Source organism: Anaerotruncus rubiinfantis (assembly GCF_900078395.1).
Taxonomy (GTDB): domain Bacteria; phylum Bacillota; class Clostridia; order Oscillospirales; family Ruminococcaceae; genus Anaerotruncus; species Anaerotruncus rubiinfantis.
This window is the reverse complement of the sequence record NZ_FKLA01000006.1, coordinates 24,417-49,512: the sequence shown is the minus strand read 5'-3', so window position 1 is coordinate 49,512 and position 25,096 is coordinate 24,417. Positions and strand designations below refer to the sequence as shown.

Here is a 25,096-nt window from a genome sequence, read left to right as displayed (position 1 = left end):
ATCCGTTTGAGTACGGGGGCTGGATAGATGCTGTCCACCCCCCCCTTTTTTTTTTCGGGAGAGATTTCCGGCGCTAGCGCTGCGAATTACTTTTTATAGGAACCGAGCACCTTGTGAAGCGCTTTTGAGATATCTTCCGCATGCTGTTTGGTATGCTTTTCACTCCAGGGGATGAACAGCATGTGCTTGCAGGCTTCAACCGCGTTCGGGCACATCCCCAGCTCCATATGATAGTTGTGAGTCACCACATCATACATATAAATCGGATGCGGCAGGTAGCCCGGCGCACAGGCCATCCCTTCGGCTACGAGCGCGGCTGCCATCTCCTTATTTCCGGCGGTGAACTTTTCGGGATCGAATGCAAGCGCGTATTCGAAAAAGGTCTGGGTTCCCAGTTCAGTGTCGACCGGTGGGTAAAGCCCGTCGATGTCCGAAAGCAGCCGGGAAAGATACAGGGCCGATTCGCGGCGCTGCGCAACCAGCCGTTCCAGCTTGTTGAACTGTGCAATGCCGACTGCAGCCTGCAGGTCGGTCATGTGGTAGTTGGGCGCGAGGAAGAGATGGTCGCGGTACACTTCACGCGGCCAGGCCTTGTCGTGACAGTGAACCAGCTTGCGTCCGCAGAGCTCGTCTTTCGGCGCCATCACCATGCCGCCGTCGCCGGTGGTCATGTGTTTCGACTGCTGGAACGAGAAGCAGGAGACGTCCCCGAAGGTGCCGACCAGCCTGCCTTTATAACGTGCGATGTGTGCCTGCGCGCAGTCTTCTATGAGGAAAAGGTTGTGCTTTTTGACAATCGGCATGATCCGATCCATGTCGCAGGGATATCCATAGAGGTGAACCACCATGAGCGCCTTGGTGCGCGGCGTGATGTGGCGTTCGATGTCGTCCGGGTCGATATTTTGGCTGATGGGATCGACGTCGACAAAAACCGGTTCCGCGCCCTGTAGCATCACGCCGAGCACGCTGCCTATATCGGTGATGGCGGGGATGAGGACCTCGTCGTTGGCGCCCAGGTTCAAAAAGTTGATAGCGGTGTGTAAGGCCGCGGTACCGGAGGAAACGCAGACCGCCTTCTCCACGCCGTATTTTTCCTCCCACATCTTCTGAAAGTCCTTGATCTTGGTTCCCCCGATGAAGCCGAGATTGCCAGCCGCGATGACTTCGGAGATCTGCTCCATTTCTTCCGCGCCGAAATCCCGCCCGGAACTGTTCATAATGGTCGGCAGCTTGTAATCGATAGCCGCGCGACCGCCGTTAATTGCCAATGTTTCCACGTAAATTCCTCCTGATTCAAAATGGCCTTTGATCAAATTATGTAACATGTTAGTTGTTGCAATCATTATAACAAGATAAGACGGAAAGTCAATGGGGGATATAATTCTTTGCTCGTACAAAAAACACGCTGAAATTTAGCGATTTCCACGTAAATTTATTGTTTGACATTTCTAAACGACTATTTTATAATGAAATAAATCATTTAACATGTTAGCTGTCGGAAAAGGAAACGGAGGTCTTTGCATGGATCAGATGAAAACCGTACCGCTGCAGACGCGGCAGTTCCTCTTTGATAAGGAAGCTCCTGCTGTGCTGCGCGTGTCGCCGGGGGAGCGGATCAGGTTTGAAACCGAGGACGCGGATGTGAGCCTCATCCGGACGGAAAACGACCTCTATCAGGATTTTTCTGTCCTGTATGAAAAAGGCGGCGGCACAAACCCCCTGAGCGGCCCGGTCTATATCGAAGGCGCGAAACCCGGCGACACCCTCGCGGTGGAGATTCTGCGAATTGAACCCGGATACTGGAGAGGGGAGGGTTACACGGCGATCTTTTCGGGGCTGGGCGCACTGCAAAATGCGGCCGGAAGCCTCCAGCCGCCGCTTGAGCCGCGGACCAAGATCTGCCGTATCGCGGATGGCTTTGTCCATTTTAAAAGCCATGACAAAAAGCGGGAGATCAAGATTCCGACCAGCCCTTTCATTGGGACCATTGGGGTTGCGCCGAAGGAGGACCGCTGCTCCTCTGGAAAGATGGGGAGGGACTTCTGCGGGAACATCGATATACCGGCTGTGAAGGCTGGCAGCACGGTGCTTCTGCCGGTAAACGTCGAAGGCGCGCTGCTTTCGCTCGGAGATGTGCACGCCTGCCAGGGCGATGGGGAAATAACCGGCTGCGCGCTCGAATGCCAGGCAGTCGTCGAGGTGCGCGTGAACATTCTTCCGCGTGGACGGTCAACCTGCGAAAGCTGGCCGCAGCTGCTCGATGAAACCTATCTTGGCGTGTTGGTCCCGCTCGGCGCCCAGAACCTCACAATGGCGATGCAGTACGGCTACGCTGAACTCGCCCGTGTGATGGAAAAGCATTTCGGCTTTGACCTGCTCGATGCGTATCAGCTTCTGAACCTTGTGGGCGAGATCCGGGTTGGCAGTGAATTCTCCTGCCTGTGCCGGATTGCCCTGGCCTATCTCACCGAAGAAAAATAACTTCATGATAACGGGAGGAATTATTTATGCAGGCTAATTATGACGTCAATTTCAACACAGATGCAAACGCAAAGTATAAGTATGGCTTTATCGGGACCGAGTGGGACCAGGGCGGCTGCATCGGCCCATCTGGACAGCGCACCGGTCCGGCCTCGGTTCGTGAGGCCATGCAGCTCGCCTGGGGATATGTCCGGGATAACCGGATCTTTGACATCGAATCGAACCGTGTGGTGGATCTGAACGACATGATGATCAAGGACTTTGGTAATATCGACGATTACATCGTTACCGATTGGGAATACAGCAATGACAGGATCACCGAGAATGTCTCCAAGGTCATTGCCGAGGGCTTTACGCCGGTTGTGGTGGGAGGGGACTGTTCGATCCACTACCCAAGTGTGCGCGCTGTTCATAACGCCTGCGAAGGAAACATCGGCGTCATCTATATGGATGCCCACTGCGACTTTTACAACGACCTGCGCAAATACGGCAACCTCTCCCACGGCCATCCCTGCGGCAACATTATGAAGCTTCCGCGCGTCAACGGCGACAACGTGATCCACTTCGGCATCCGCGCCTACGAGAAGCCGGAATTCTATGATTACATTGTGAACCACGGTTCCCATGTGATGACCCCACAGACCTTCTATAAGCTCGGCATCGCTGAGTCGGCCAAAGAAGCCCTTGCGATCCTCAAAAAGAACACGGAAAAATTCGTCATCTCGCTGGACATCGATGTTTTTGAAGCGGCGGTCGCGCCCGGTTCAGCCGGCCCGGAGGTGGGCGGCTATTCCTCCTACGACCTGCAGGAATTCCTCAAGATCCTCGCCCCGGAAGCGGCCGGATTTGTAATCACCGAGGTGAACCAGACCACCGACTTCAATAAGCACACAGCCATCCTTGCGGCAAAGCTCTTCAATGATTTCATGATATATAATTACGCGGCCAACAGCGGAAATTGGAGGAGATAAAATGGAGGATAAAAATGTTGCGGTAAAATCTGAGCCAGCTGCCCCGTCGGATGTCTGTCCCGCCGTTGGAACAATGATCGAGGGGGTCAACACCCCTTCTGCCTACACAAAGTTCCTTCTCTGTTCATTTGCCGGCCTTGCGCTGTTTTTGATCCCGATAAAATGGAACGGGGACTGGACGATCGGCGTCAGCATCCTTTCGGATTCGCTGATGGTCTATATCGAGCCAGTCATCGCCTGGCTCTGTGTCACCATCACCCCGGTTTCCGCAATTCTGAGCCTGCTCGCCAAACTTGCGAAGCCCAGATTCATCATGGAACATAAGATGATGAAGGACCTGTTCGACGTCGAGTGGTTCTGGGTCATCATCCGTGCGCTGGGCGGTATTTTCATTGTCATGGTCTTTTTGCAGGTCGGGCCCGAATTCATCGTCGGGGAACTGACCGGAACCGTTGCTTACAATATGGTCGTCTGGCTCGGCGGTCTGATCACCCTGTGCACCTGGCTGATCGTATTCCTCACCGACTTCGGTTTCATGGAGTTCTGCGGCGTCATGGCGGAAAAGATCATGCGTCCGGTATTCAAGCTGCCGGGCCGTTCGGCGCTCGACTGCATCGCCTCCTGGCTCGCGGCGCCGCCGGTCGCGGTCATGATTACCGTCGGCCAGTATGAGGACGGCTACTATACCGACCGCGAAGCGAGTGTCGTGTCCACCTGCTTCTCGCTGGTGGGCATATCGGCGGTGCTCGTACACATCCAAAATCTGCATCTGAAGCATTATTTCTTCCCGATTTACGGCACCGTCTGCATCGCCGGCGTTGCCTGCGCAATCATCTGCGCGCGTATCTACCCGCTCGGTACCAAAAAGGACACCTATTATAAAGGCGTCTGCAATGCGGTTCCGCAGCAGCTCCCGGCAAATACCTCGCGTTTTTCGTTCGCAATGAACCGAGGCCTGGCAAAAGCGCAATCGGTCAAGTCTGCGGGTCCGCTCGCCAGGCTCTGCCTGAAGAACACCGCCGACATCTGGATCGGGCTGACCCCGGTCATCATGGCGCTGGCCACCATCGCGCTCATTCTGGCGGAGTACACGCCGGTGTTTGATATCCTTTCATATCCTTTTGTCCCGCTTCTGAACCTTCTGCAGATTCCGGAAGCCGCGGCGGTTGCGCCGACCTTTCTGATCGGTTTTCCGGATCAGCTGATGGCGGCTGTCGTGGGCGGCGCGACGGTAACTTCTGAATATTCCCGCATTGTCATCGCGATCGTTTCTTTGAACCAGCTCATTTATATGTCGGAAACTGGCGCGCTTCTGATGAAATCCTCGCTTTCGATCAACTTTAAGCAGCTTGTGATCATCTTCCTCGAGCGGACCATCATCACCCTGCCGTTCGCGATGATCGCGGCGCACCTGCTGACCGCGTGATGGAAACCATCCGAGAAGAAGTTCTGCCAAACGGGCTTGTTTCGATCATCCGGCAGAGCCCCGGACATCGGCGCGGGACGCTTGACCCGTCGGTCTATCCCATCTGCAGGAAAGCGCCGGAGCTCGTTTATCCGGCGGACCCTGACCGGCTCGCTGAAGGGGATATCGAAGCCCTGCGCGCGCAGATGGGTTTCCCAAGCAGGGATCTGTCGGACGGGGTGCGGGTGGACAGGCGGATTCTGCACTCCGCTAAAGATGAAATCCCCCTGAGCGTTTACCGCTGCGGCGGCCTGTTACGGCCGCCGCCCGCGCTTTTTCTGCATGGCGGCGGCTTTTTGGCGGGCTCCGCCGAGCTTTATGACAATCTTTGCAAATACGTTGCAGCGAAAGCCCGTTGCACCGTGATAGCGCCCGATTACCGGCTCGCTCCGGAGAACCCCTTCCCGGCGTGTCCCCGCTTCTGGCGGCGGACTTTCATGGGTTGCCTCCGCTCACGATGATCTGCGCGGAGTACGACTACCTGTGTCCGGAGGATGCGCTTTTTGCGCGGAAGCTTGCGGATGCGGGAGTGGCGTCTCGGCTGCTCCTCTATAAAGGTGTCCCTCACGCTTTTGCAGAGATGCTGGGGATAGCGCCTCACGCACAGGACTGCCTTGACGAGGTCTGCGCCGCGATTCGCGGTACGGATTGAATAATGCCATCCACCATATTCTGGAAAATCAGAAAGCCCCCGGGATTTGGGGGCGGAAACTGAAAAAAGCCGAATATAAGGGCGGGCCGGGCTGATTGCCCGGCCCGCCCTTTCGTTGTAGAGAAACCACCGGCTGTGCCGGTGGTAGAGAAAAAGCTTTAGCGAGGGGCGAGAAAAAAGAACTCCTTTTGATATAATGAAACTGCGGTCTGCCAACTGCAAGTCAAAATATCAAAAGGAGGAAGTCCAATGAAGGACACGAATAGTTTAGCACATACAAAGTGGAACTGCAAATAGCATATAGTGTTTGCGCCAAAGTATCGTAGGAAGGCGTTCTATGGAGAGAATAGAGCTGAGATAGGGAAGATATTGCGAGAATTATGCAGATGGAAAGAAATTAACATTATAGAAGCAGAGGTATGCCTCGACCACATACACATGCTGATAGAAATACCACCCAAAATGAGTGTAGCGGGGTTTGTAGGGTTCCTCAAAGGTAAAAGCAGCTTAATCATATTCGAGCGGCATGCCAATTTGAAGTATAAGTATGGGAATAGAACATTTTGGCGTAGAGGGTATTACGTTGATACAGCCGGTAAGAATGCCGCAAGAATAGCAGAGTACATACAAAATCAACTTAAAGAAGATCAAGTTGAAGACCAGATGACACTCAAAGAATATAACGACCCGTTTACGGGTAGTAGATAATAATCTCATGCAAATGGCAGACCGTATATGCACCTTAAGGTGCGGCTGGCATCATAGGGCTTTGCCCGCATATGAAATACCCCCGGCTATGCCGGGGGATTATTATTTTTTCAGAGCGGACTCTATGCGCGCGCGCAGATCACGCAATTGCTTGACGACCTTGGCTACGGGTATGTGATGGTTTCCGAGCAGGACACCCACCTCGGCGCGGTGCTCACTTATGAAGAGGCAAAAACCTGTGCCTCGCTCTTCAAAAAGCACGCGGACGAAATCAGCGGTATCATCGCGGTGCTGCCGAATTTTGGAGAGGAGCTCGGCGTGGCGGAGGCGATCGACCTGGCAGGGCTCGGCGTTCCAGTACTGGTGCAGGCATGCGACGACGATTTTGACAAGCTCGACATGGCCAACCGCCGGGACGCTTTCTGCGGAAAGATTTCGCTTTGCAACAACCTCTACCAGCGTGGCATCCGCTATACCGAAACCACCACCCACACCTGCAAAATTGACAGCCCCGCTTTCCGGGAGGACCTGGAACGTTTCGCGGCAGTCTGCCGGGTTGTGACCGGCTTGAGAGGTTCGCGCATCGCCATGCTCGGCGCAAGGCCGGTGGCGTTTAACACGGTGCGGTTCTCCGAAAAAATCCTGCAGCGGCTTGGCGTGAGCGTGCAGACGGTGGACATGTCGGAGATCCTCTTTGACGCGATCAACTGGCCGGACGGCGAAGCGGTTCGGGAAAAGGAAGCCGCGATCCGCGCCTATGGGAAAATTCCGGACTCCATTGCGAATGAAAAGATTACCCGGCAGGCAAAGCTCTGCCTTGCGATTGAGGCGCGTGTCGCTTCGCTCGACTGCCAGGCGAGCACCGTACAGTGCTGGGACAGCGTGGAAAACAACTACGGCTGCGCCACCTGCCTTGCGATGAGCATGATGGGCGAAGCGGGCAGGCCGAGCGCCTGTGAAAGCGATGTGACCGGCGCTGTGAGCATGCTGGCGGCCTATCTCGCGGCGGGAAGCGCCCCGGCGCTTATGGATTGGAACAACAATGTCCGCGAGGAACGCGACCGCTGTATTTCGCTGCACTGCTCGAATTTCCCGAAATCCTTTTTCCAAAACGAGGAGATGGAGATCGAATGTCTGGACGTGCTGGGCAGCACGCTTGGAAAAGACCGGTGCTTCGGCGCCTGCAAGGCACAGGTCGCGCCCGGTCCGATGACCTACCTGCGGATCACCACCGATGATCAGCAGGGGATTGCGAAGGCATATGTCGGGGAAGGGGACTTCACCGGCGAACCGCTGCAGACCAAGGGCGGCCTTGCAAATTGTCATGTGCCGGGACTGCAGGAGCTTATGAAATACATCTGCAAGAACGGATTCGAGCATCATGTCTGCTTTGTGCGCGGGCATGTGGCGGACATCCTGCAGGAGGCGCTCGAAAATTATCTTGGCGTCCAGGTCTACCGCCATCGGGCATAGGGCGGCTTTGAAACGGTTTCTCGCTGCGCGGCAGATGAGATAGAAACAGAACCATATAAGAGAAGGAGAAGAACACAATGAAAAAAACGCTTGCCATTTTATTGTCAGCATTGATGTTGGTAACCCTGATCGTGGGATGCGGCGGCTCGGACGCTGCGCCTTCCAGCAGCGCGGCTCCGGCCGCACCGGCAGCTCCGGCTGCATCCTCCGAAGCGGCCCCGGCCGCCCCGGAAGTGACCCTTTCGATCGGCTACGAGAACAATCCCGGTGAAACGATCGACCTCGCGGCCAACGAGTGGAAACGCCTGCTCGAAGAAAGAAGCGGCGGCACCATGAAGGTGGAACTCTATCCCTCCAGCCAGCTCGGCAGCAAAAACGATCTGGTTGACCAGATGATCGCGGGCGACTCGGTCATCACGCTGGGCGACGGCGGCATGTTTGCCGACCGCGGCGTGCCGGATTTCTCGATCTCGGTTGCATACGGCGTGTTTGACACCTGGGATCAGGTCTGGAAACTGGTCGATTCCGACTGGTTTGCAGAGCAGTCCAAACAGCTCGAAGAAAAGGTCGGCCTGAAAATCCTGGCCGCCAACTGGATCTATGGCGAACGTCATATCCTCTCAACCAAACCGGTTCGTTCGTTGGCTGATATGAAGGGCCTCAAGATCCGCGTCCCAACCGCCAATATGCATGTGGTTGCGTTCCAGCTGATGGACGCGAGCTCGGTTTCGATGAACCTGGGCGAGGTTTACACCGCTCTGCAGCAGGGCGTCATCGACGCGCTGGAGAATCCGCTTTCGGTCCTGTATAACGGAAAATATCAGGAAGTTGCGAAATACCTGACCCTGGACGGCCATTCGAAGGCCACCACCACCTGGTTCTGCGGCACCACCTTCTATAACTCCCTCACACCGGAGCAGCAGCAGTGGCTCTGTGAGACCGCTGAAGAAGCCGGCCTTTTCAACAATGACCTCGCGCTGGCCTCGGATGCGGAGATGATCGAGAAATTCAAGGCAGAAGGCGTTGAAATCATCGAGCTCACCGACGCAGAGAAAGCCGAATTCCTGGCGCCGATGAAGGAACTGTTCCAGTCCTCGGAAATTGCAAAAACCGTGAGCCCGGGCCTTTATGACACTGTCATGGGGATCATCAATGGCTAAAGAATAACCGAATACCACGGTGGCAGTACTCCGGAGCCCCGGAGTGCTGCCGCCGGCTGTGAGACCAGCCAACACATCCTGCCATAAGAAGGTGAACAAATGAAGACGCAAAAGGTTAAGATTCTAAAGGCTATTTTAAACATCGATCTTTTCATCGCGATTGCCGCGGCGACAGTTCTGATCCTCATCACCTTTGCAGGTGTGCTGTTCCGTTATTTCCTGAACTCCCCGCTTGTCTGGGTGGAGGAGGTCCAGCTGGCCTGCTTTATATGGATCCTGTTTTTTGGCGCAAGCGCGGCCATCCGCAACGGCGGCCACGTGTCGGTGGACGTCTTTGTGGATATGATGGGCCCGAAGCAGCGTAAGGCAATCACCTGGTTTGTCTATATTGCTGTGACGGTGGTATTGCTGTTTTTACTGTTCAATGGTTACAAGCTCTTCTTACAGATGCTTGCGATGAACCGCCGTACGGACACCCTGAAAATCCCCAGCGCGGCAATCTATTCGGCCATGCCGATCTCCTGCCTGCTGATGCTGATCAATTTCGCGGGCATGCGGTTTGCGCCGCAGATATTCTCGGATGAGGAGGAGGACACATGAATATCGTTGTTGGCTGCCTTGTGATCATGCTGACCCTGCTCCTGCTCAGCGTCCCGGTCTTCGCTTCGATCATCTCGGGCGTGGCGTTCTATTTTGCCATGAATACGACCGTGCCGACCCAGATCATCGCGCAGCGGATGATCTCAGGGGTGGAGAGCATCCCGCTTTTGGCGATTCCATTTTTTGTCTGCGCCGGTATTGTCATGAACTATTCCGGTATCACCAAACGCGTCATGGACTTCTGCGTGGTGCTCACCCGCAGGATGTACGGCGGCCTTGCGCAGGTGAACGTCCTGCTTTCCACCCTGATGGGCGGCATGTCCGGCTCGAACCTGGCGGACGCCGCGATGGAGGCCAAAATGCTCGTTCCGGAGATGGAAAAGGCGGGATTTTCGAACGCGTTTTCTTCGGTCGTCACGGCGACCTCTTCGATCATCACGCCGCTCATCCCGCCCTCGATCGGGCTTATCATCTATGGTTCGCTTGCGAACATCTCGATTGGAAAGCTGTTTGTGGCGGGAATCAGCCCCGGGCTGCTCCTGTGCCTTTCGATGATGATTCTCGTGACCATCATTTCCAAAAAGCGCGGCTACCAGCCCCCCGCGACCGAGCCGCTGCCGAAGGGTGCGTTTTGGGAGGCGTTCAAGAAAGCGGCCGCTCCGTTATGTATGCCGGTCATCATCATCGGAAGCATCCGCTGCGGCATCTGCACCGCGACCGAAGCCGGTTCGGTGGCAATCCTCTATTCGTTCATCCTGGGAATTGTTTACCGGGAGCTGAACGCCAGGATCATTTTCAAGGTTATGAAGGAGACGGTCATCACCACGGCGGGCATCCTGCTCATCGTCAGCACGGCCTCCTCGTTCGGATGGGTTCTGACCAAGGAAGGAGTCCCGCAGTTTTTGGCGAATGTGGTCCTGGGCGCCATCTCCAACAAATATGTATTCATGCTGATCGTCAACTTCCTGCTGCTTATCATGGGCATGTTCATGGAAGGCACGGCCATCCAGCTGATTCTGGTCCCGCTGCTCGCGCCGATCGCGGTTTCGATGGGCATCGACCCAATCCACTTTGCGATTGCCTTTGCCTTTAACCTCGGCATCGGCTGCCTGTCTCCGCCGCTCGGCACGGTCATGTTTGTGACCTGCGGTATTACAAAGTGCAAGATCAAGGACTTTGTCATAGAGGCGATCCCGTTTTATATCATGGCAATCATCTGCCTGCTGCTGCTCATCTTTGTGGAGCCGCTGTCGCTCTTCTTTGTCAATCTGATCTATTAAGCCGGGAAAGTGAGGAAGGACCATGATTTATAAACAGCCGGGTTTTCCCGTGCCCCCGGAAAAAATGATCCGCGTCATCACCAGCACCGACGCCAAAAATGAGGCGGATGACCAATATGCCATTGTGCAGACCCTCCTGAGCCCGCGGTTCGACAACCGCGGGATCGTCGCCGCCCATTTTGGGCAGGAGAAATCCGTCGCGAGCATGCTGGACAGCTATCACGAAGTGGAAAAGCTCTTTGGGCTGATGGGGTTGGAACCACAGATCCTGCGCAAAGGCGCGGAGCACGCCCTGCCGGACGAACAGACGCCGGTCCCTTCGGAAGGCGCACGGCTTATCATCGAAGAAGCGCTGCGGGAGGACGCCAGACCGTTTTATGTCACCGTGCTGGGCCCGCTGACCGACCTTGCAAGCGCCTGCCTGCTCTGTCCCGAGATTGTGGGGCGCTTCACCGCCATCTGGATCGGTGGCGGACGTTATCCGAAGGGCGGTATGGAGTACAACCTCAAAAACGACCTGCATGCCGCAAATGTGGTGATGGACGCGGGGCTTGACCTGTGGCAGGTGCCGGAGGATGTTTATCAGCAGATGCTGGTGTCACTGGCCGAACTGCGGGTGCGGGTGAAGCCGCATGGGGCGATTGGGGATTACCTGTTCACCCAGATGGTCGAATGGGGACAGACCTATTTTGGCAAACGCAGTTCGCTGCGCACCGGCGAATGCTGGTATCTGGGTGACTCGCCGGTCGTTGGGCTGATGCTCAATGAGCATCCGAACGATTACGATCTGGTTCCAGCGCCGCATATAGCGCCGGATATGACCTATCAGCCCTCGAAAAGCGAGCATATGATCCGGGTTTACCGCCGGATTGACAGCCGTTTCGTGCTGGAGGATCTCTACGCGAAGCTGCAGCTCTTCATCGAAGAGCCCGGGGAAATGATCTATTGATCCGGCCCCCACGGGATATTTAAAAAGCAAAGGGCCCGGGGAACCGCTGTGAAGCGGTCCCCGGGCCTTTTGAATTGGTGCGCTTTGCGGGGGTTCAAGCGGCTGATGGGAGGAGATTTACGAGGGGGGGAACAGGCCCGCGCTTTAAAAAGCAGGCAAAATACGAGTTGCTTTGTATCTAGGATCCTGTATAATCGAAATTGGAGGGAGGAGAGAAGCATGGGATTTGACATGAGCCGGATTTTGACGCTGGAATGCTTTGCGGGCGCAGAGGTGCTCGCTGGCCACCGCGGGCTGAGCCGGGAAGTACATCTTGTAAATGTGATGGAGGTACCGGACATCTCCAACTGGGTAACGGAAAATGAGCTGATCCTGACCACGGCTTATCCGTTTAAGGACGACCCTTCCGCGTTGGGCACACTGATCGAACAGCTTTGCCGGAAAAATGTCAGCGGCCTGGCAATCAAGCTCAGCCGTTTTATCAAGTGCCTGCCGGCGCCGGTCCTTGAAATTGCGGACCGTCTGGATTTTCCGGTTATCTCCCTGCCCTCAAACGTCCAGTTCGACCGTGTGATCCTCGAGGCGTTTTCGCATATCATCGAAGAGGACTATGTTGAAATCAAAACATCGGGAGACCTGTCAAAACGCCTGCAGGAGATTGCGGTGGGGGGCGGAACGCTTGAAGAGGTCGCCCAGGCGCTTGCCGGCTGGTGCGGCGGGGAAGTGGTGATCAAAAGCCCCGAAGGGAGGGTGCTCGCGCAGTCCGCGGGGCGATCGGTCAAACCGGGCGTGCCCGGCTCCGTCAGTTATGAAAAACAGGTGACCTTTGACGGCCGGCTCTATGCGGTGATCACCTTGAACCTTTGGCGCAGGACGGTCAGCCGCGCGGATCTTGAACTGATCGACTCGGCGATTCCGTCGATCATCATGATCCTTTTTCAGATTTCACTGCGGGCGCACATCCAGAAGCGGGAGGAATCACTCAATGACCTGCTCCTGGGCCGGATGGTTCTCTCCCCGAAAAACATGGAGTATATCAGTTCGCTCGGCGTCGACCTTGCCAGCCCGTGCACCGTCTGTGTCCTGCGCGCCGGACGGCTGCAGGGGGAATCCTACGACCTGCTTGCTCATGCAGTCACTCAGGCGCTTGAGGAGGCGGTGGGAACGCGGGGCGTGTGGCCGGTTATCACGAAAATGCAGGGCTGCATGGTGCATCTATATTTTTCGGAACAGCATGGCCCGGCGGCTCTGGCTGGCCTCTATCAAAAGCTCCTGGCCGAAATCAGCCGGATGATGCCGGACATTCCCCTGAGCGTTGGTATCGGGCGCCGCGCCAAAAAGGCGGGCCGGATCAATGCGGGTTTTCTGGAAGCGCAGAAAGCGCTGGATATCGGGGCGCAGATCTTCGGCCGCGGCGGGGTTTATCTCTATGAAAACCTGGCGGTGGAATCGCTGCTTTCGCATCTGCCGCTTGACGAGGAGCTGGTGGAGTTTGTAGAGGGGGAACTGGGCGCGCTGATCGCCTATGACCGGCGCAAGAAAAAACAACTCCTGCTGACGCTGGAGGAGCTGCTTACCGGGGACAGCGATACGGCCATCGCAAAGCGGATGTTCCTGCATCCCAAAACGCTTGCGTACCGCAGAAGCCGTATCGAACAGATCCTAGGGGAGGAGCTGGACGGGACGAGCAAGCGGGTTCGGCTGCTGATCGCGCTCAGGCTTTACCGGCTGAACAGCCTGCGCTGGAAAGGACGGCTTGGGGAACAGGAATCCTGATGAAAGCGGCTGCAGAAATGCGGCAGGAATAGGAAATTTATGGATACACTTTTCACGGGCGCTTTGCGTCCGGGGAAAGTGTATTTTTGTAGATTTGTCATGAATATAGATAAATAAATTACAAAATGTGGATAATATTTTTATAATAAATCTGTAATTTATCTGATCAGGATAAGGAATGGATCTTTTTTTATCTGGAGCAGAAATGGTCAATTATTACCGATTTGTTAAACTATGATTACAGAATTATTTACATCAGGCATGTGAGAGGAGGAAAATCATGGTAAAAACCCAAAGCACAATCCAGCTTGTCTACGAGCCGGAGGAGAAGCCGCGCTCAACCAAGGACGCGATCATCTATTCGCTGCAGTGGATCATGATCATGTTCTACCCGGTCGTGTGGGGTTACTCGGTTGTAGGCAAGGGCCTCGGCATGACAGGGGAAGAGATGGGCATGTATATGGTGCGCGTCGTCTTCATCATCGGAATTTCCACCCTCGTCCAGGTTTGCGCAGGTCACAAGCTCTCGATGGTCTGCGGACCGAACATCATCCCGTCGCTTGCCATCGTTGCGGCTTTCTCGGTGGGCGGCAAAGAGTATGCGTTACAGTCTTTCAACGCCTATATCATCGCGGGTATCATCGTCGCCATTCTGGGGGCCACGGGGCTCATCAGCAAGATTGGCAGCGTCTGGACGCCGCTTGTGTCCGGCGCGATGATCATGATGGTGGGACTCACCACCAGCACCACCGGAGTCGGGCTGATCGCCAGCCAGAACGCGACCGCTCCCTTCTTCATCGGTATCCTGCTCGCGCTCATCTGCGGCTATCTGTCGCTGCGCGGCAAGGGGATGATCGCTTCGATCCCGGTGCTCATCACAATCGTGCTCGGCTATGTGGTGTTCATCGCAATGGGAAAATTCGACTGGGCGCTTGTCTCGTCGATGCCCACCTTTACCCTTCCGCAGATTTTCCCCTACGGCCTGAGCATGCCGCCGGTTGACCTCATCATCACGATGGTGATCGTCAACATCTTCTCGGCCATCAACCTCTATGGCAATGTGCAGGGTTATACGGGAATCATCGGCCGTAAAATGGAGCCCAAGGACGAGCGCCGCTATTTCACCGCCTTTGGGCTGGTGGAAGGGGTTGTGGCCTCGATCTTCGGGGTCCCTAGCAACACTTCCTACGGCGAAAACCTCGGCTTCGTGCTGCTGACCAGGGTGGCCTCCCGCTTTTTCCTGATCGTCGCGAGCATCGCATTCATCGTGCTCTCCTTCTTTGGAAATGTCGGCGGGCTGATGGCGGCAATGCCGGAAGCGGTCGCGGGCGCGGTGCTGCTGGGCGTCGCCTGCACCCTCATTGGCATCGGCGCGGACAACTGGGCCAAAGGTCCCAAGTTTGAGACGAGGGAAATTTTCATCGTCGGATTTTCGGTGTTCCTTGCGTTTGGGCTCAACTTTTTGCCCGAGACTTTCTTCGCAACCGTCCCGCGGCTGGTCGGCACCCTTTTCAAGAACCCGGTCATCATGGTCATCATCCTGGTGGTCATCATGGAGCAGATCATCTTCCGCGAGAAAGCAAAAGCCTGAACGCCCCGCAAAATACGGTCAAACATTATTCACCCATATATGAAATCTAGGAGGTAAGAAGCATGGCAGAACTGAGAAAATACGAGCCCCTTTACAGCGTGAACCGCGACAAGAAACTGGCGAAGGTGCAGGAGGCGTATGAGCGCTTCAAAGAGACAAAAACCTTTGAGTTCCCGCAGTGGCTCTATGGCGCGCCGATCGGCAAGCTGATCAAGGTCGAGGTCGAGGACTGCCCGAATTTCGGAGACACGGCCTATGTCGAGATGGATTCGGCGCGTACCGCCTTCATCGCGGTTGATATGCAGACCGATTTCTGCGGCAAAAAAGGCTATGTGGATGTCATGGGGTACGACCTCAACAACACCGCGCGGGCCCTGGAGCCGATCGCCAACGCGCTCGAGGCGGTGCGCGGCACCGATATCAAGGTGATCCACACCCGCGAGGGCCATGAACCCGATCTTTCGGACGCCCCGTTCAACAAGGTCCTGCGCAGTAAGATCATCGGTGAAGGCGTTGGCATCGGCGACGTGCCGGAAAACGGCCTCGGACGGCTGCTGGTGCGCGGCGAGCCGAACTGGGACCTGCACGAAAAGGTTTACCCCATCCCGGGCGAAATGATCATCGACAAGGCCGGGAAGGGCGCCTTCGGTTCGAGCACCATCCACATGGTCCTCAAGAACCTGGGCATCACTCACATCGTCATCTGCGGCATCACCACCGACGTATGCGTACATACGATCATGCGCGAAGCGAACGATTACGGCTACTGGTGTGTCCTGATGAAAGACGGCACCGGCGCGACCGATATGGGCAACCATGAGGCGGCGATCAAATCGGTCAAGATGCAGGGCGGCGTATTTGGAAACGTGACCGATTCCAAACGTTTTATCGAAGCGGTCAAAGCGGCGGGTCTCAAGTAATCCGCGCTGTCCGCGGCGCCTGCATAAAATTTGCGGGACGCATTCAGACATCCGTCCGAATGCGTCCCGTTTTAAGAAAGGGGTACTTTGCTTGGGAATCAAATCAGAGGCGGTCATATGTGTCCTCAATGAAAACACCCCGGACCGGAAGGTTGTCATCCGGATGTCCGGAAACGACTATGTGCTGGTGGAATACGGCGAGATGAAACTGGATGTAGGCTACCGGGTGCGTCTCTACTGGCTGGAAAAAATCATCCGGCAGATGCAGGTCGCGGGAATCCGGGAGCTCTCGCCGGGTGTGCGGTCAATGCTCATCTATTACGACAGCCTCACGCTGCCTCTGAACCGGCTGGTGGAGGTCATCCGCATGGCGGAAAAGAGCATCGCGGCATATGAGGATCAGCCGGTTCCTTCCCGGCTGGTGAAATTGCCGATCGCGTTTCACGATGAAAAATGTCTGGCCTACGTCCGTAAATATATGGAGTCGGTACGCGCCGAAGCGCCGTACCTGCCCGACAATATGGAGTTTGTTGCGCGCTGCAACGGGCTCGATGGGGTTGAAAAGGTGCAGGAATACTTCCTCGCCACCGAGCATCTGGTGATCGGCCTGGGAGATGTCTATCTCGGCGCGCCCTGCGCGGTGCCGCTCGACCCGCGCTACCGGATGAGCGCGCCGAAATATAATCCCGCCCGGACGATGACGCCAGAAGGCGCGGTCGGCATCGGCGGCGCGTTCATGTGCATCTATCCGATGGAATCCCCGGGAGGTTACCAGCTCATCGGCCGCACCGTCCCGTTCTGGGACACCTGGCAATTAAACGACGCTTTCCGGGAGGCTCCGTGGCTGCTGCGGCCGTTCGACCGGGTTCAGTTTGTCGCTGTGAGCGAGGAGGAACTCGACCGTATGGGGGCGGGGGTGCATAACAACACCTATCAATTTGAGATTGCAGACGGGGAATTTGAGATTGGCGCCTATGAGGAATTCTGCCGGCAGGTGGAACCGCAGGCGCTGGCATTTAGACGCCGGCAGGCGGAATCAATCGGCCTTGCGACACAGGGCTATTAGGAAGGGGAGCGGGTTAGATGATTGAGATTATTGACGGCGGCCTTGGCCTGACTGTTCAGGATTACCCGGGACGGATCGGTTATTGGAATATCGGGATCCCACCCTCCGGGCCGATGGACCCGTTTGCGTTTCGGCTTGCGAACCGTCTCGCGGGAAATGAGGACGGGGATGCCGGGCTGGAAATCACCGGCATGGGACCGACCCTTTTGTTTCACGACCCGGCGGTGATCGTGCTGGGCGGCGCGAAATTTGCCGCGACGATGGATCAGGAGGAGCTTCCCTGGTGGACGCCGGTCGAGGTGCCCAAAGGTGCGCGGATCAAGATCGGCCGGGTGATTGGCGGAGGGTTCCGCGCGTATCTGGCAATCCGCGGCGGGATCGACGTGCCGGAATACCTCGGCAGCCGCTCGACCTTTGCATATGGAAAATTCGGCGGCTTTGAAGGCCGGCCGTTGAAAAAGGGCGATATGCTGGAGATTTTTACCGGAAAGCCGGTGAAATCGCGCAAAAATGCCTTCAACGTCTCCTGCATGCCCCAATATACCAGCCGGTGGGAGATCGGCGCGCTGCCCGGGCCGCATGGCTGTCCGGATTTCTTCACCGAAGAAAGCGCGGACCTGTTCTTCTCATCGGATTACCATGTGAATTACAACGCCAACCGCCTGGGAATCCGCCTGGAAGGCCCGAAACCGGTTTTCGCGCGCGCCGACGGCGGGGAAGGCGGCCGGCATCCTTCGAATATGCACGATTATACCTATGCGATTGGGACGGTCAATTTTTCCGGCGACACCCCGATCATCATCGGTGTGGACGGGCCGAGCCTCGGCGGTTTCATCTCGTTTTGCACCGTGCCGACCGCCGAACTGTGGAAGGTCGGGCAGGTCAAGCCCGGGGATGTCATCCATTTTCGCAAGATGACCCTAGGGGAAGCGATCGAACTGCAGCGTGAGATGGAAACCATCCTCTCGCTTGTCTGAAAGGGGGAAACAGAATGACGATCTCCACCTTGTCATTGGCTTGGTCGCTCTGGCTGGCGGTGGCAGTGGCGGTTTGCGCGGCGGTGCTGATCCATAACGTCCGCCGCGAGATCCGGCATGTGAAACCGCGCGCCGCCGTGTCCGCAGGGGCGAACCGGCCGGCTGAAGCCGCGCCCGCGGGAGAGCTTAGCGCTGAACAGGTCATCGCGGCCGCGGCCTATTACTGGCTGCATCCCGAAAATCCCGCGGGCCAAAGCGAAAAAATTGATCAGTAAAAGGAGTGTCCCATATGAAGCATCTGAAAATTACCTATAACGGCTTCACCTATGAGGTGGATGTGGAGGAGACCGGCGCGGTCAGCTCGATTTCACCCGCTTGCGCGGCGCCAATCCCGGCGGCTCCCGCGCCTGTACCGGCCCCGCCGCCCGTCCCGCAGGGCGGAAACGTCGTCGAAGCGCCGATGTCCGGGCGGATTGCAAAAATCCTGGTGCAGGTGGGCGATACGGTTCGCGCGGACGACCCGGTCGTCATTCTGGAGGCCATGAAGCTGGAGAATGAAATTTATGCCGATTATGACGGCGTGGTGCGGGAAATCCGGGTAAAACAGAACCAGGTGGTAAATACCGAAGATGTGATCGCAGTGATTGGCTGATGGAGGTGAACGGCATGGCACAGGTCTGGATTATGACGGCGCAGATTGCCGGTGTGGCGTTTGTGCTGTCAATACTGACAGCCGTGGCGATCTCATTGATCCGCACAGTCCTGCAAAAGTTCGTGCGCAAATGAGTTCCGTCCGGCGCAATAAGGAGTGAGAATATGGACCTTTCAATGTTGTTTCAGGGGATTTCAACCCTTTTCGCAGTGGATCCCCGGATGGCCCTCGCGCGCATCCTGCTGATCGCACTGGGCGTGCTGCTGTTCTATCTCGGCTGCAAACATACGCTGGAGCCGCTCATCATGATCCCGATGGGCTTTGGCATGGTGGCGATCAACAGCGCGGTGCTTTACCTGTCCACCGGCGTGATGGGAAATATTTTTGTCGATCCAATGGTGTCCGATACCAACGCGCTGATGCAGATTTTGCAGGTGGATTTCCTGCAGCCGATTTATACGTTTACCTTTAGCAACGGGCTGATCGCCTGTATTGTTTTCCTGGGGATCGGGGTGCTGACCGACGTGGGATACCTGTTGGCCTATCCCTTCACAAGCATGCTGATCGCCTTCTGTGCCGAGCTCGGCACCATCCTGACCTTTCCGCTGGCCATCTCGATGGGGCTCGCCCCCGGAGACGCGGCTGCGGTTGCGCTCATCGGTGGCGCGGACGGCCCGATGGTACTGTTCGCTTCGCTCACAATGGCAAAGGACCTGTTTGTCCCAATCACGATTGTGGCATACCTCTATCTGAGTCTGACCTACGGCGGCTATCCATTTTTGATCCGACTGCTGGTTCCCAAAAAGCTGCGCGGGATCAAGCCGCCTGTGGATGACCGGATCGCCAGCGTGACCCGGCGGGAAAAGCTGGTCTTTTCGATCGTCGCCTGTCTTGTGCTTTCACTGCTTTTCCCGGTTGCCGCGCCGCTGTTTTTAAGCTTTTTCCTTGGGGTGGCGATCCGCGAAGCGGGGGTGGAAAAATATGCTGAAATGCTGGAAAACACCTTCCTGTATGCCTCCACCTTTTTCCTGGGGCTTCTGCTGGGGGTGCTCTGCGAGGCGACAACCATCCTAAATCCCGTGATCCTCAAGCTGCTGGTACTCGGGATGTTTGCCCTGCTGATCTCCGGAATCGGCGGCATTGGCGGCGGATATCTGGCCTACTTCATCAGTGGGAAAAAGTTTAATCCTGTGACGGGTATAGCGGGGGTGTCCTGCGTGCCGACCACTGCCAAGGTCGCGCAGAAGGAGGTCACGCTGGCCAACCGGTCCGCAATCATCCTGCCCTACGCAATCGGTGCAAACGTTTCAGGGGTGATCACCACAGCGATCCTCACCGGCCTGTACATCACCTTCCTGCTCTCGAAATGACGCGGCGGGATCCACTGCCCCAACGGCTGGGCGGCCTGCTGATTGGGCTGGCGCTGGGATTTGCCTGCTACTGGGGGCTTCCCGCGGCTGGAAGAAGCACGCTTTTGCCGCTTGACTACGATTGGATTGTCGCGGGCGCCGCCCAAAGCCTGCCCAAACAGCTTGCCTGGTTCTTTATGAACTTCGCCGAGCCGCAGTTTTACGCGGGAATTCTTTCCGGCCTGGGCGTGATTCTGGGCGGAATCGTTGCATGGCTGCGCTGGCGAGGCGGAAAGTCGGCTCGTTTCGTCCTCTGTGGAAATCCCGCGCTGTTCCCCTGGGTGCTTGCCGCGCAGCTTTCATCGCTCGCTCTCACCCTTTTCGTGTTTGCCCGGTTTGGGAGCTATTTTCCCGATGGGGTGGATTGGGAGGCGACTTTTATCCCGGTGGTCGGCGCGCCGCCTGCGGTTATCCTGCTGTGCGGACCGGGCTGGCGGCAGCTTTTTGCCGGTTCGGTTTTGGGCGGACTTTTCTGCGCGCCCACGGCGGTGTGGCTGAATCTCCATGTGGCTGCGCCGCTCGGGCTGCCCAGCGTGGTGGCGAGCGTCATTGCGATGGCAGTGACCGGGGCGGTGATCTGTCCGGTCTGCGCCGCGCTTTTTGGCGTGGCGCCGCCGGCGAAAAAACCAGCCGCAGCCGGCCGTGGGGTCGCCTGGCGGGTGAAACGGATGCTCGCTGATTTTAGTGAGGCGCAGTTTTATGGCAATGAGACAGCCTCGCTCTTCCTGTTGGGCGGGGTGCTGTTGGAAACGGCGCTCTGCGCGGGGCATGGGGTCTATGGAACCGGGCTTGTCCCCGCGATTCTGCTTTCCCAGTTCACCGGATCGGCCGTGGGGATTTTCCTTTACGGAGAACGGCTTGCGGACGGATACGCCACCTTTATCCCGGTTGTAAGCGTGGGCCCGGCCTGCGTGCTCTTTTATGGCGGAGGGCTGCTGCCCGCGCTGTTCGCGGGTATTTTGGGCGGCATTCTTGGCGGCCCCACGGCGCAGATGATCCGCGGGAAGCTGCCGTGCGGCGTTCACCCGACGGTTGCCAATGTTACGGCAATGGCGGTGTGTACCACGCTCGTGACAGCCGCTATGGATCTGCTGCCCTGTTTTTCACGGGTTCCAAACTTAGCTTGAGACTGGGAAAGGGGCTCGCTCCATGTTGTGGAGCGGGCCCCTTTTTGCCGCATCAGAAAGGGGTTGGCTTTATCCGTTCGCAGGGCCTGCCGCTGCCTGTGGTGAGGGCGGTGGAAACGATAAAAAAGATTGCCCCCGAACGTTTCCTATGCTAAAATAAAACATATACAGGCAAAATCCGGAACAACGGGATTTGTGCTTCGCAAAGGCGCGGCAGGGCATGTCATGCCTTTGTGGAAAGGATGAGACGGATGATCACGACAGCCAAGGAAACGGTTCGGCGGTTCTGTCAAAGCTGGTTTGAACAGCGCGACGCGGAAAAGACGCTGACATTTTTATCAGAAGACGTCAGGTTTGTGGGCACGGGTGAGGACGAGTCTGCCCAGGGAAGCACCGAAATGGCAGCATATCTCAGGCAGGACATTCAGGAGATACCCGAGCCTTTTCATTTTGAACTGGCTGATATCCATGAGCAGAGGATTGCGGAGCATGTATGCAGTCTGGCCGCGGGGCTGATCCTGAAAAATACGCTGTATTCCTGGCGGCTGCGGGCATTTTTCACCCTGGTTCAAACAAAAGGCGGCGAATGCCTGATCAAAAATCTTCATTTTGCGGAACCCAGCGCGAGCCAGCTTGAAAGCGAGCACTATCCGCGGTCGCTGGTGATGGAAAATATCGCCCGTCAGCGTCAGGAGCTGTTGAATGATTCTCTGGCCGGCGGGATGATGGGCGGTTACATAGAGCCGGGTTTCCCATTTTATTTTATCAACCGGCAGATGCTGGCATATCTGGGTTATGAGAGCGAAGCGGAATTTATCTCTGATATTGGCGGTATGATTTCCAACTGCATGGCGCCGGAGGACCGGGAATTTGTGGATGTGCAGGTAGGGCGCCAGCTGGACGAAAAGGGAGAATACACAGTAGAATACCGGATGAAAAAAAGGGACGGGTCCTATATCTGGGTTCACGATGATGGCAGACGGATCACAGCGGAGAACGGCAGGCCCGCCATTGCTTCGGTTTGCATTGACATCACGGCGCAAAAGCAGACGCGGGAAGAATTGCTGCATATCTATAACAACATTCCCGGGGCGGTTTTTCGCTGCAAATTTGATCCGGATTTCTCTGTCGTTGAGGCCAACGACGGCTTGTTTGACTTTATCGGGTACAGCCGGGAAGAATTTGCAGCCATGGGCAACAAAATGTCCACAGTGATCTATCCCGAGGACCTGCTGGCGATGGCGGATAAATTGAAGGCGCAGCTGATGAATGGGAATACCATCCATAATGAGAGCCGTCTGGTGTGCAAGGATGGGACGGTCAAATGGCTTTCCATCAAAGGCCAGCTGTTCACCGAGCAAGATGGGGAACAGTATTTTTATTGTGTTTTTGTGGATATCACCGATGAAAAGCAACTGCGGGAACGGGTCCAGGAACTGTATGAAAAGGAGCTTTCCTATTTTGTGGAGCTCTCTTCAGCGGAAGGCTGCATCCAGGGGCGGCTCAACGCCACACAGAACCGGATGGAAAGCTATCTGGCGACGGCGGATGTAGCGGTTGCGCATTCCGGAGATTCCTACGATGATACGATCGAAAACCTGGCGGCCTCCGCGGTGGACCCGGCTTATGGGGAGGATATCCGCAGGCAGCTTTGCAGGGATAAGGTGCTGGCGGATTACGCTGCGGGAAAAACAGAATACCATTTCGATTTTCTGCGCAGGCGCAATGACCGCGGGGCATTCTTTGGCAGCACAAACTTTCGCTCCTATATGAACCCGGAAACTGGGGACATCATCCTGTTTTTCTATACGCATGACGTGACCGAACAGAAAATTCAGAGAGAGCTCCTGAACCGGCTGGCGGAGCTGGATTACGACGTTATTACCGACATCAACATTCCCCGCGATTTTCACCGCACGATCTCGATGGACAGAGGCCGCAGGGACACCGTCCCCCGACAGGGCGAATTTCAGAAAGAGATCCGTAAGGTGGCCCAGCGGTTTATGGACGAAACCTGGCAGAAAGAATATCTCGGCAAGCTGGACTATGCCTATATGAAAAAGATGCTGGAGGAGCAAAACACCTACTCCTTCATTGTGGAGATGAAGGATGATCACGGTGAGCGGCGGATCAAGCGGTTCCAGGTATTCTATATTAATAAGGAACTGGGGCGGGTCTGCATGGCGCGCTCCGATGTTACGGATGTGGTCCGGCAAGAGCAGAAACAGAGGGAAGATTTGGCGGCGGCCCTGGTTGCGGCGGAACAGGCCAACGCGGCCAAAACCGATTTCTTGTCCCGGATGTCCCATGAAATCCGCACGCCGATGAATGCGATCATTGGGATGAGCACAATTGCGGCCCAGTCGATCGGGGATGACGAGCGGATCGCTGACTGCCTGTCCAAGATCGGCATTTCATCCAGATTCCTGCTGTCCCTGATCAACGACATTTTGGACATGAGCCGGATCGAAAGCGGCAAGATGCTCTTAAAAAATGAGAAGATCCCCGTAGAGGAATTCCTGAGCGGGATCAATGCCATCTGTTATACCCAGGCGGCGGCCAAGGGTGTGGAATATGAATGTATTGTGGACCCGGTTCTGGACGATTACTACATTGGAGACGCCATGAAACTGCAGCAGGTGTTGATCAACATCCTGTCGAACGCCATCAAGTTCACCAGCGAGAACGGGAAGGTCACATTTTCCGTTGAACAGCGCAGGAAAACCAAAAATGACGCTGAGCTGCGCTTTATTGTGAACGATACCGGCTCTGGAATGAGCGAGGAATTCCTCCCGCATATCTTTGAGCCGTTTTCCCAGGAATCCACTGGCGCCACCGCCGTGTATGGCGGTACCGGGCTGGGCCTTGCCATTTCCAAGAACATTGTGGATATGATGGACGGGAACATCACAGTGCGCTCGATCAAGGGGATTGGTTCCGAATTCACTATAAATGTGAAGCTCGGCATCACCGAGGAGGAAAAACTCCGACACCATCTGAAAAAGCGGGATTATCATTTCTCTCACTTGAAAACACTGGTTGTGGACGACGATGTGACCGTCTGCGAGAGCGCGGTCGCCACGCTCAAGGAGATGGGAATCCATGCCGAATGGGTGGACAGCGGAACAAAAGCCGTCGAACAGGTGAAAACCCTTTGGGAGAACGGCAGATTTTATGATATGATCCTGATCGACTGGAAGATGCCAGAGATGGACGGCATCGAAACCGCGCGGCGTATCCGCCGGATTGTCGGGCCGGATGTCACAATCATCATCATGACCGCCTACGACTGGGTCTCCATCGAGCATGAAGCGAAGCTGGCGGGCGTTAACCTGCTGATGAGCAAGCCGATGTTCAAATCCTCGTTGATTTCTGCGTTTACCAAGGCTCTGGATAAAAAGGAGAGCCAGGAAAAACAGCCCGAGATCACCGACTATGATTTTTCCGGAAAACGGATTCTGCTGGTGGAGGACAACCAGATCAATACCGAAGTGGCCGCAATGCTGCTGGAAAACAAGGGGTTTGAGGTTGAAACGGCAGGAAATGGGCTGCGGGCGCTGGAACTGTTCAGCAAATCGACGCGGGGGTATTACGACGCAATCCTTATGGATATCCGTATGCCCCTGATGGATGGGCTGACAGCTGCCACCAACATCCGGCACCTCAGCAACGCCGACGCCGATTCCATCCCGATCATTGCAATGACCGCGAATGCCTTTGATGATGACATTGAAAAGAGTAAGGCTGCGGGGATGAACGCCCACCTCGCCAAACCCATCGAACCGGGGCGCCTGTATCAGACTCTGTCTGATTTTATTTTCGGGAAGGAGTCCTGAGGA

22 protein-coding genes are annotated in these 25,096 nt (G+C 56.1%); 21 read left to right on the top strand and 1 reads right to left on the bottom strand.

Annotated features, from left to right (window positions below; all coding sequences use genetic code 11):
- Nucleotides 1–86: 86 nt before the first annotated feature.
- Entirely contained in the window at nt 87–1,277 is a 1,191-nt protein-coding gene (locus tag BN4275_RS00470; RefSeq protein ID WP_066452509.1) for a DegT/DnrJ/EryC1/StrS family aminotransferase, read from the bottom strand.
- 244 nt (nt 1,278–1,521) lie between these two features.
- Between BN4275_RS00470 and BN4275_RS00465 the strand changes: the two genes are divergently transcribed.
- The 21 genes from BN4275_RS00465 (at nt 1,522) to BN4275_RS00365 (ending at nt 25,093) form a co-directional block, all read left to right on the top strand.
- Nucleotides 1,522–2,481 (top strand): acetamidase/formamidase family protein, encoded by a 960-nt coding sequence (locus BN4275_RS00465; protein ID WP_066452508.1) that lies wholly within the window; start codon nt 1,522–1,524, stop codon nt 2,479–2,481.
- Nucleotides 2,482–2,507: 26 nt separating this feature from the next.
- Nucleotides 2,508–3,452 carry an arginase family protein gene (locus tag BN4275_RS00460; RefSeq protein WP_066452507.1) on the top strand — a complete coding sequence of 315 codons (945 nt, stop codon included), beginning with the start codon at nt 2,508–2,510 and terminating at the stop codon, nt 3,450–3,452.
- Nucleotide 3,453: 1 nt separating this feature from the next.
- A complete protein-coding gene (locus BN4275_RS00455) occupies nt 3,454–4,878 on the top strand; it encodes a YjiH family protein (RefSeq protein ID WP_079987962.1) in 1,425 nt (474 codons plus the stop codon).
- A complete protein-coding gene (locus tag BN4275_RS00450; protein WP_066452506.1) occupies nt 4,878–5,378 on the top strand; it encodes an alpha/beta hydrolase fold domain-containing protein in 501 nt (166 codons plus the stop codon). The genes BN4275_RS00455 and BN4275_RS00450 overlap by 1 nt, the downstream gene beginning before the upstream one ends.
- On the top strand, nt 5,375–5,569 hold the full coding sequence (locus tag BN4275_RS17445) for an alpha/beta hydrolase (protein WP_066452505.1): 195 nt from the start codon (nt 5,375–5,377) through the stop codon (nt 5,567–5,569). The genes BN4275_RS00450 and BN4275_RS17445 overlap by 4 nt, the downstream gene beginning before the upstream one ends.
- A 300-nt stretch (nt 5,570–5,869) precedes the next feature.
- Nucleotides 5,870–6,277, top strand: a complete 408-nt coding sequence (tnpA, locus tag BN4275_RS00440) for an IS200/IS605 family transposase (protein WP_242863522.1) — start codon at nt 5,870–5,872, stop codon at nt 6,275–6,277.
- A 147-nt stretch (nt 6,278–6,424) separates the two neighbouring features.
- Complete coding sequence (locus BN4275_RS00435; protein WP_066452504.1) at nt 6,425–7,750, top strand: L-fucose/L-arabinose isomerase family protein; 1,326 nt, start codon at nt 6,425–6,427, stop codon at nt 7,748–7,750.
- A 77-nt stretch (nt 7,751–7,827) separates the two neighbouring features.
- Nucleotides 7,828–8,910, top strand: a complete 1,083-nt coding sequence (locus tag BN4275_RS00430) for a C4-dicarboxylate TRAP transporter substrate-binding protein (protein ID WP_066452503.1) — start codon at nt 7,828–7,830, stop codon at nt 8,908–8,910.
- Nucleotides 8,911–9,009: 99 nt separating this feature from the next.
- A complete protein-coding gene (locus BN4275_RS00425; protein WP_066452502.1) occupies nt 9,010–9,510 on the top strand; it encodes a TRAP transporter small permease in 501 nt (166 codons plus the stop codon).
- Nucleotides 9,507–10,790 (top strand): TRAP transporter large permease, encoded by a 1,284-nt coding sequence (locus tag BN4275_RS00420; RefSeq protein WP_066452501.1) that lies wholly within the window; start codon nt 9,507–9,509, stop codon nt 10,788–10,790. The genes BN4275_RS00425 and BN4275_RS00420 overlap by 4 nt, the downstream gene beginning before the upstream one ends.
- Before the next feature lie 22 nt (nt 10,791–10,812).
- Nucleotides 10,813–11,739 (top strand): nucleoside hydrolase, encoded by a 927-nt coding sequence (locus BN4275_RS00415; RefSeq protein ID WP_066452500.1) that lies wholly within the window; start codon nt 10,813–10,815, stop codon nt 11,737–11,739.
- A 219-nt stretch (nt 11,740–11,958) separates the two neighbouring features.
- Complete coding sequence (locus tag BN4275_RS00410) at nt 11,959–13,515, top strand: PucR family transcriptional regulator (RefSeq protein ID WP_066452499.1); 1,557 nt, start codon at nt 11,959–11,961, stop codon at nt 13,513–13,515.
- 280 nt (nt 13,516–13,795) lie between these two features.
- Nucleotides 13,796–15,106: a uracil-xanthine permease family protein gene (locus tag BN4275_RS00405; protein WP_066452498.1), complete on the top strand. Its 1,311-nt coding sequence runs from the start codon at nt 13,796–13,798 to the stop codon at nt 15,104–15,106.
- 62 nt (nt 15,107–15,168) lie between these two features.
- On the top strand, nt 15,169–16,026 hold the full coding sequence (locus BN4275_RS00400) for a cysteine hydrolase family protein (RefSeq protein ID WP_199719762.1): 858 nt from the start codon (nt 15,169–15,171) through the stop codon (nt 16,024–16,026).
- Between the two features lie 91 nt (nt 16,027–16,117).
- The gene (locus tag BN4275_RS00395) at nt 16,118–17,092 is read left to right on the top strand and encodes a carboxyltransferase domain-containing protein (RefSeq protein ID WP_066452497.1); all 975 of its coding nucleotides are present in this window, start codon (nt 16,118–16,120) and stop codon (nt 17,090–17,092) included.
- Nucleotides 17,093–17,109: 17 nt separating this feature from the next.
- Nucleotides 17,110–18,069, top strand: a complete 960-nt coding sequence (locus BN4275_RS00390) for a 5-oxoprolinase/urea amidolyase family protein (RefSeq protein ID WP_066452496.1) — start codon at nt 17,110–17,112, stop codon at nt 18,067–18,069.
- 14 nt (nt 18,070–18,083) lie between these two features.
- A complete protein-coding gene (locus tag BN4275_RS00385; RefSeq protein ID WP_066452495.1) occupies nt 18,084–18,344 on the top strand; it encodes a hypothetical protein in 261 nt (86 codons plus the stop codon).
- Nucleotides 18,345–18,358: 14 nt separating this feature from the next.
- On the top strand, nt 18,359–18,721 hold the full coding sequence (locus BN4275_RS00380; RefSeq protein ID WP_066452494.1) for a biotin/lipoyl-containing protein: 363 nt from the start codon (nt 18,359–18,361) through the stop codon (nt 18,719–18,721).
- A 164-nt stretch (nt 18,722–18,885) separates the two neighbouring features.
- Nucleotides 18,886–20,091: a sodium ion-translocating decarboxylase subunit beta gene (locus BN4275_RS00375; RefSeq protein ID WP_066452493.1), complete on the top strand. Its 1,206-nt coding sequence runs from the start codon at nt 18,886–18,888 to the stop codon at nt 20,089–20,091.
- Nucleotides 20,088–21,257: a hypothetical protein gene (locus BN4275_RS00370; RefSeq protein WP_066452492.1), complete on the top strand. Its 1,170-nt coding sequence runs from the start codon at nt 20,088–20,090 to the stop codon at nt 21,255–21,257. The genes BN4275_RS00375 and BN4275_RS00370 overlap by 4 nt, the downstream gene beginning before the upstream one ends.
- Nucleotides 21,258–21,508: 251 nt before the next feature.
- The gene (locus BN4275_RS00365) at nt 21,509–25,093 is read left to right on the top strand and encodes a response regulator (protein WP_368183614.1); all 3,585 of its coding nucleotides are present in this window, start codon (nt 21,509–21,511) and stop codon (nt 25,091–25,093) included.
- Nucleotides 25,094–25,096: the final 3 nt, after the last annotated feature.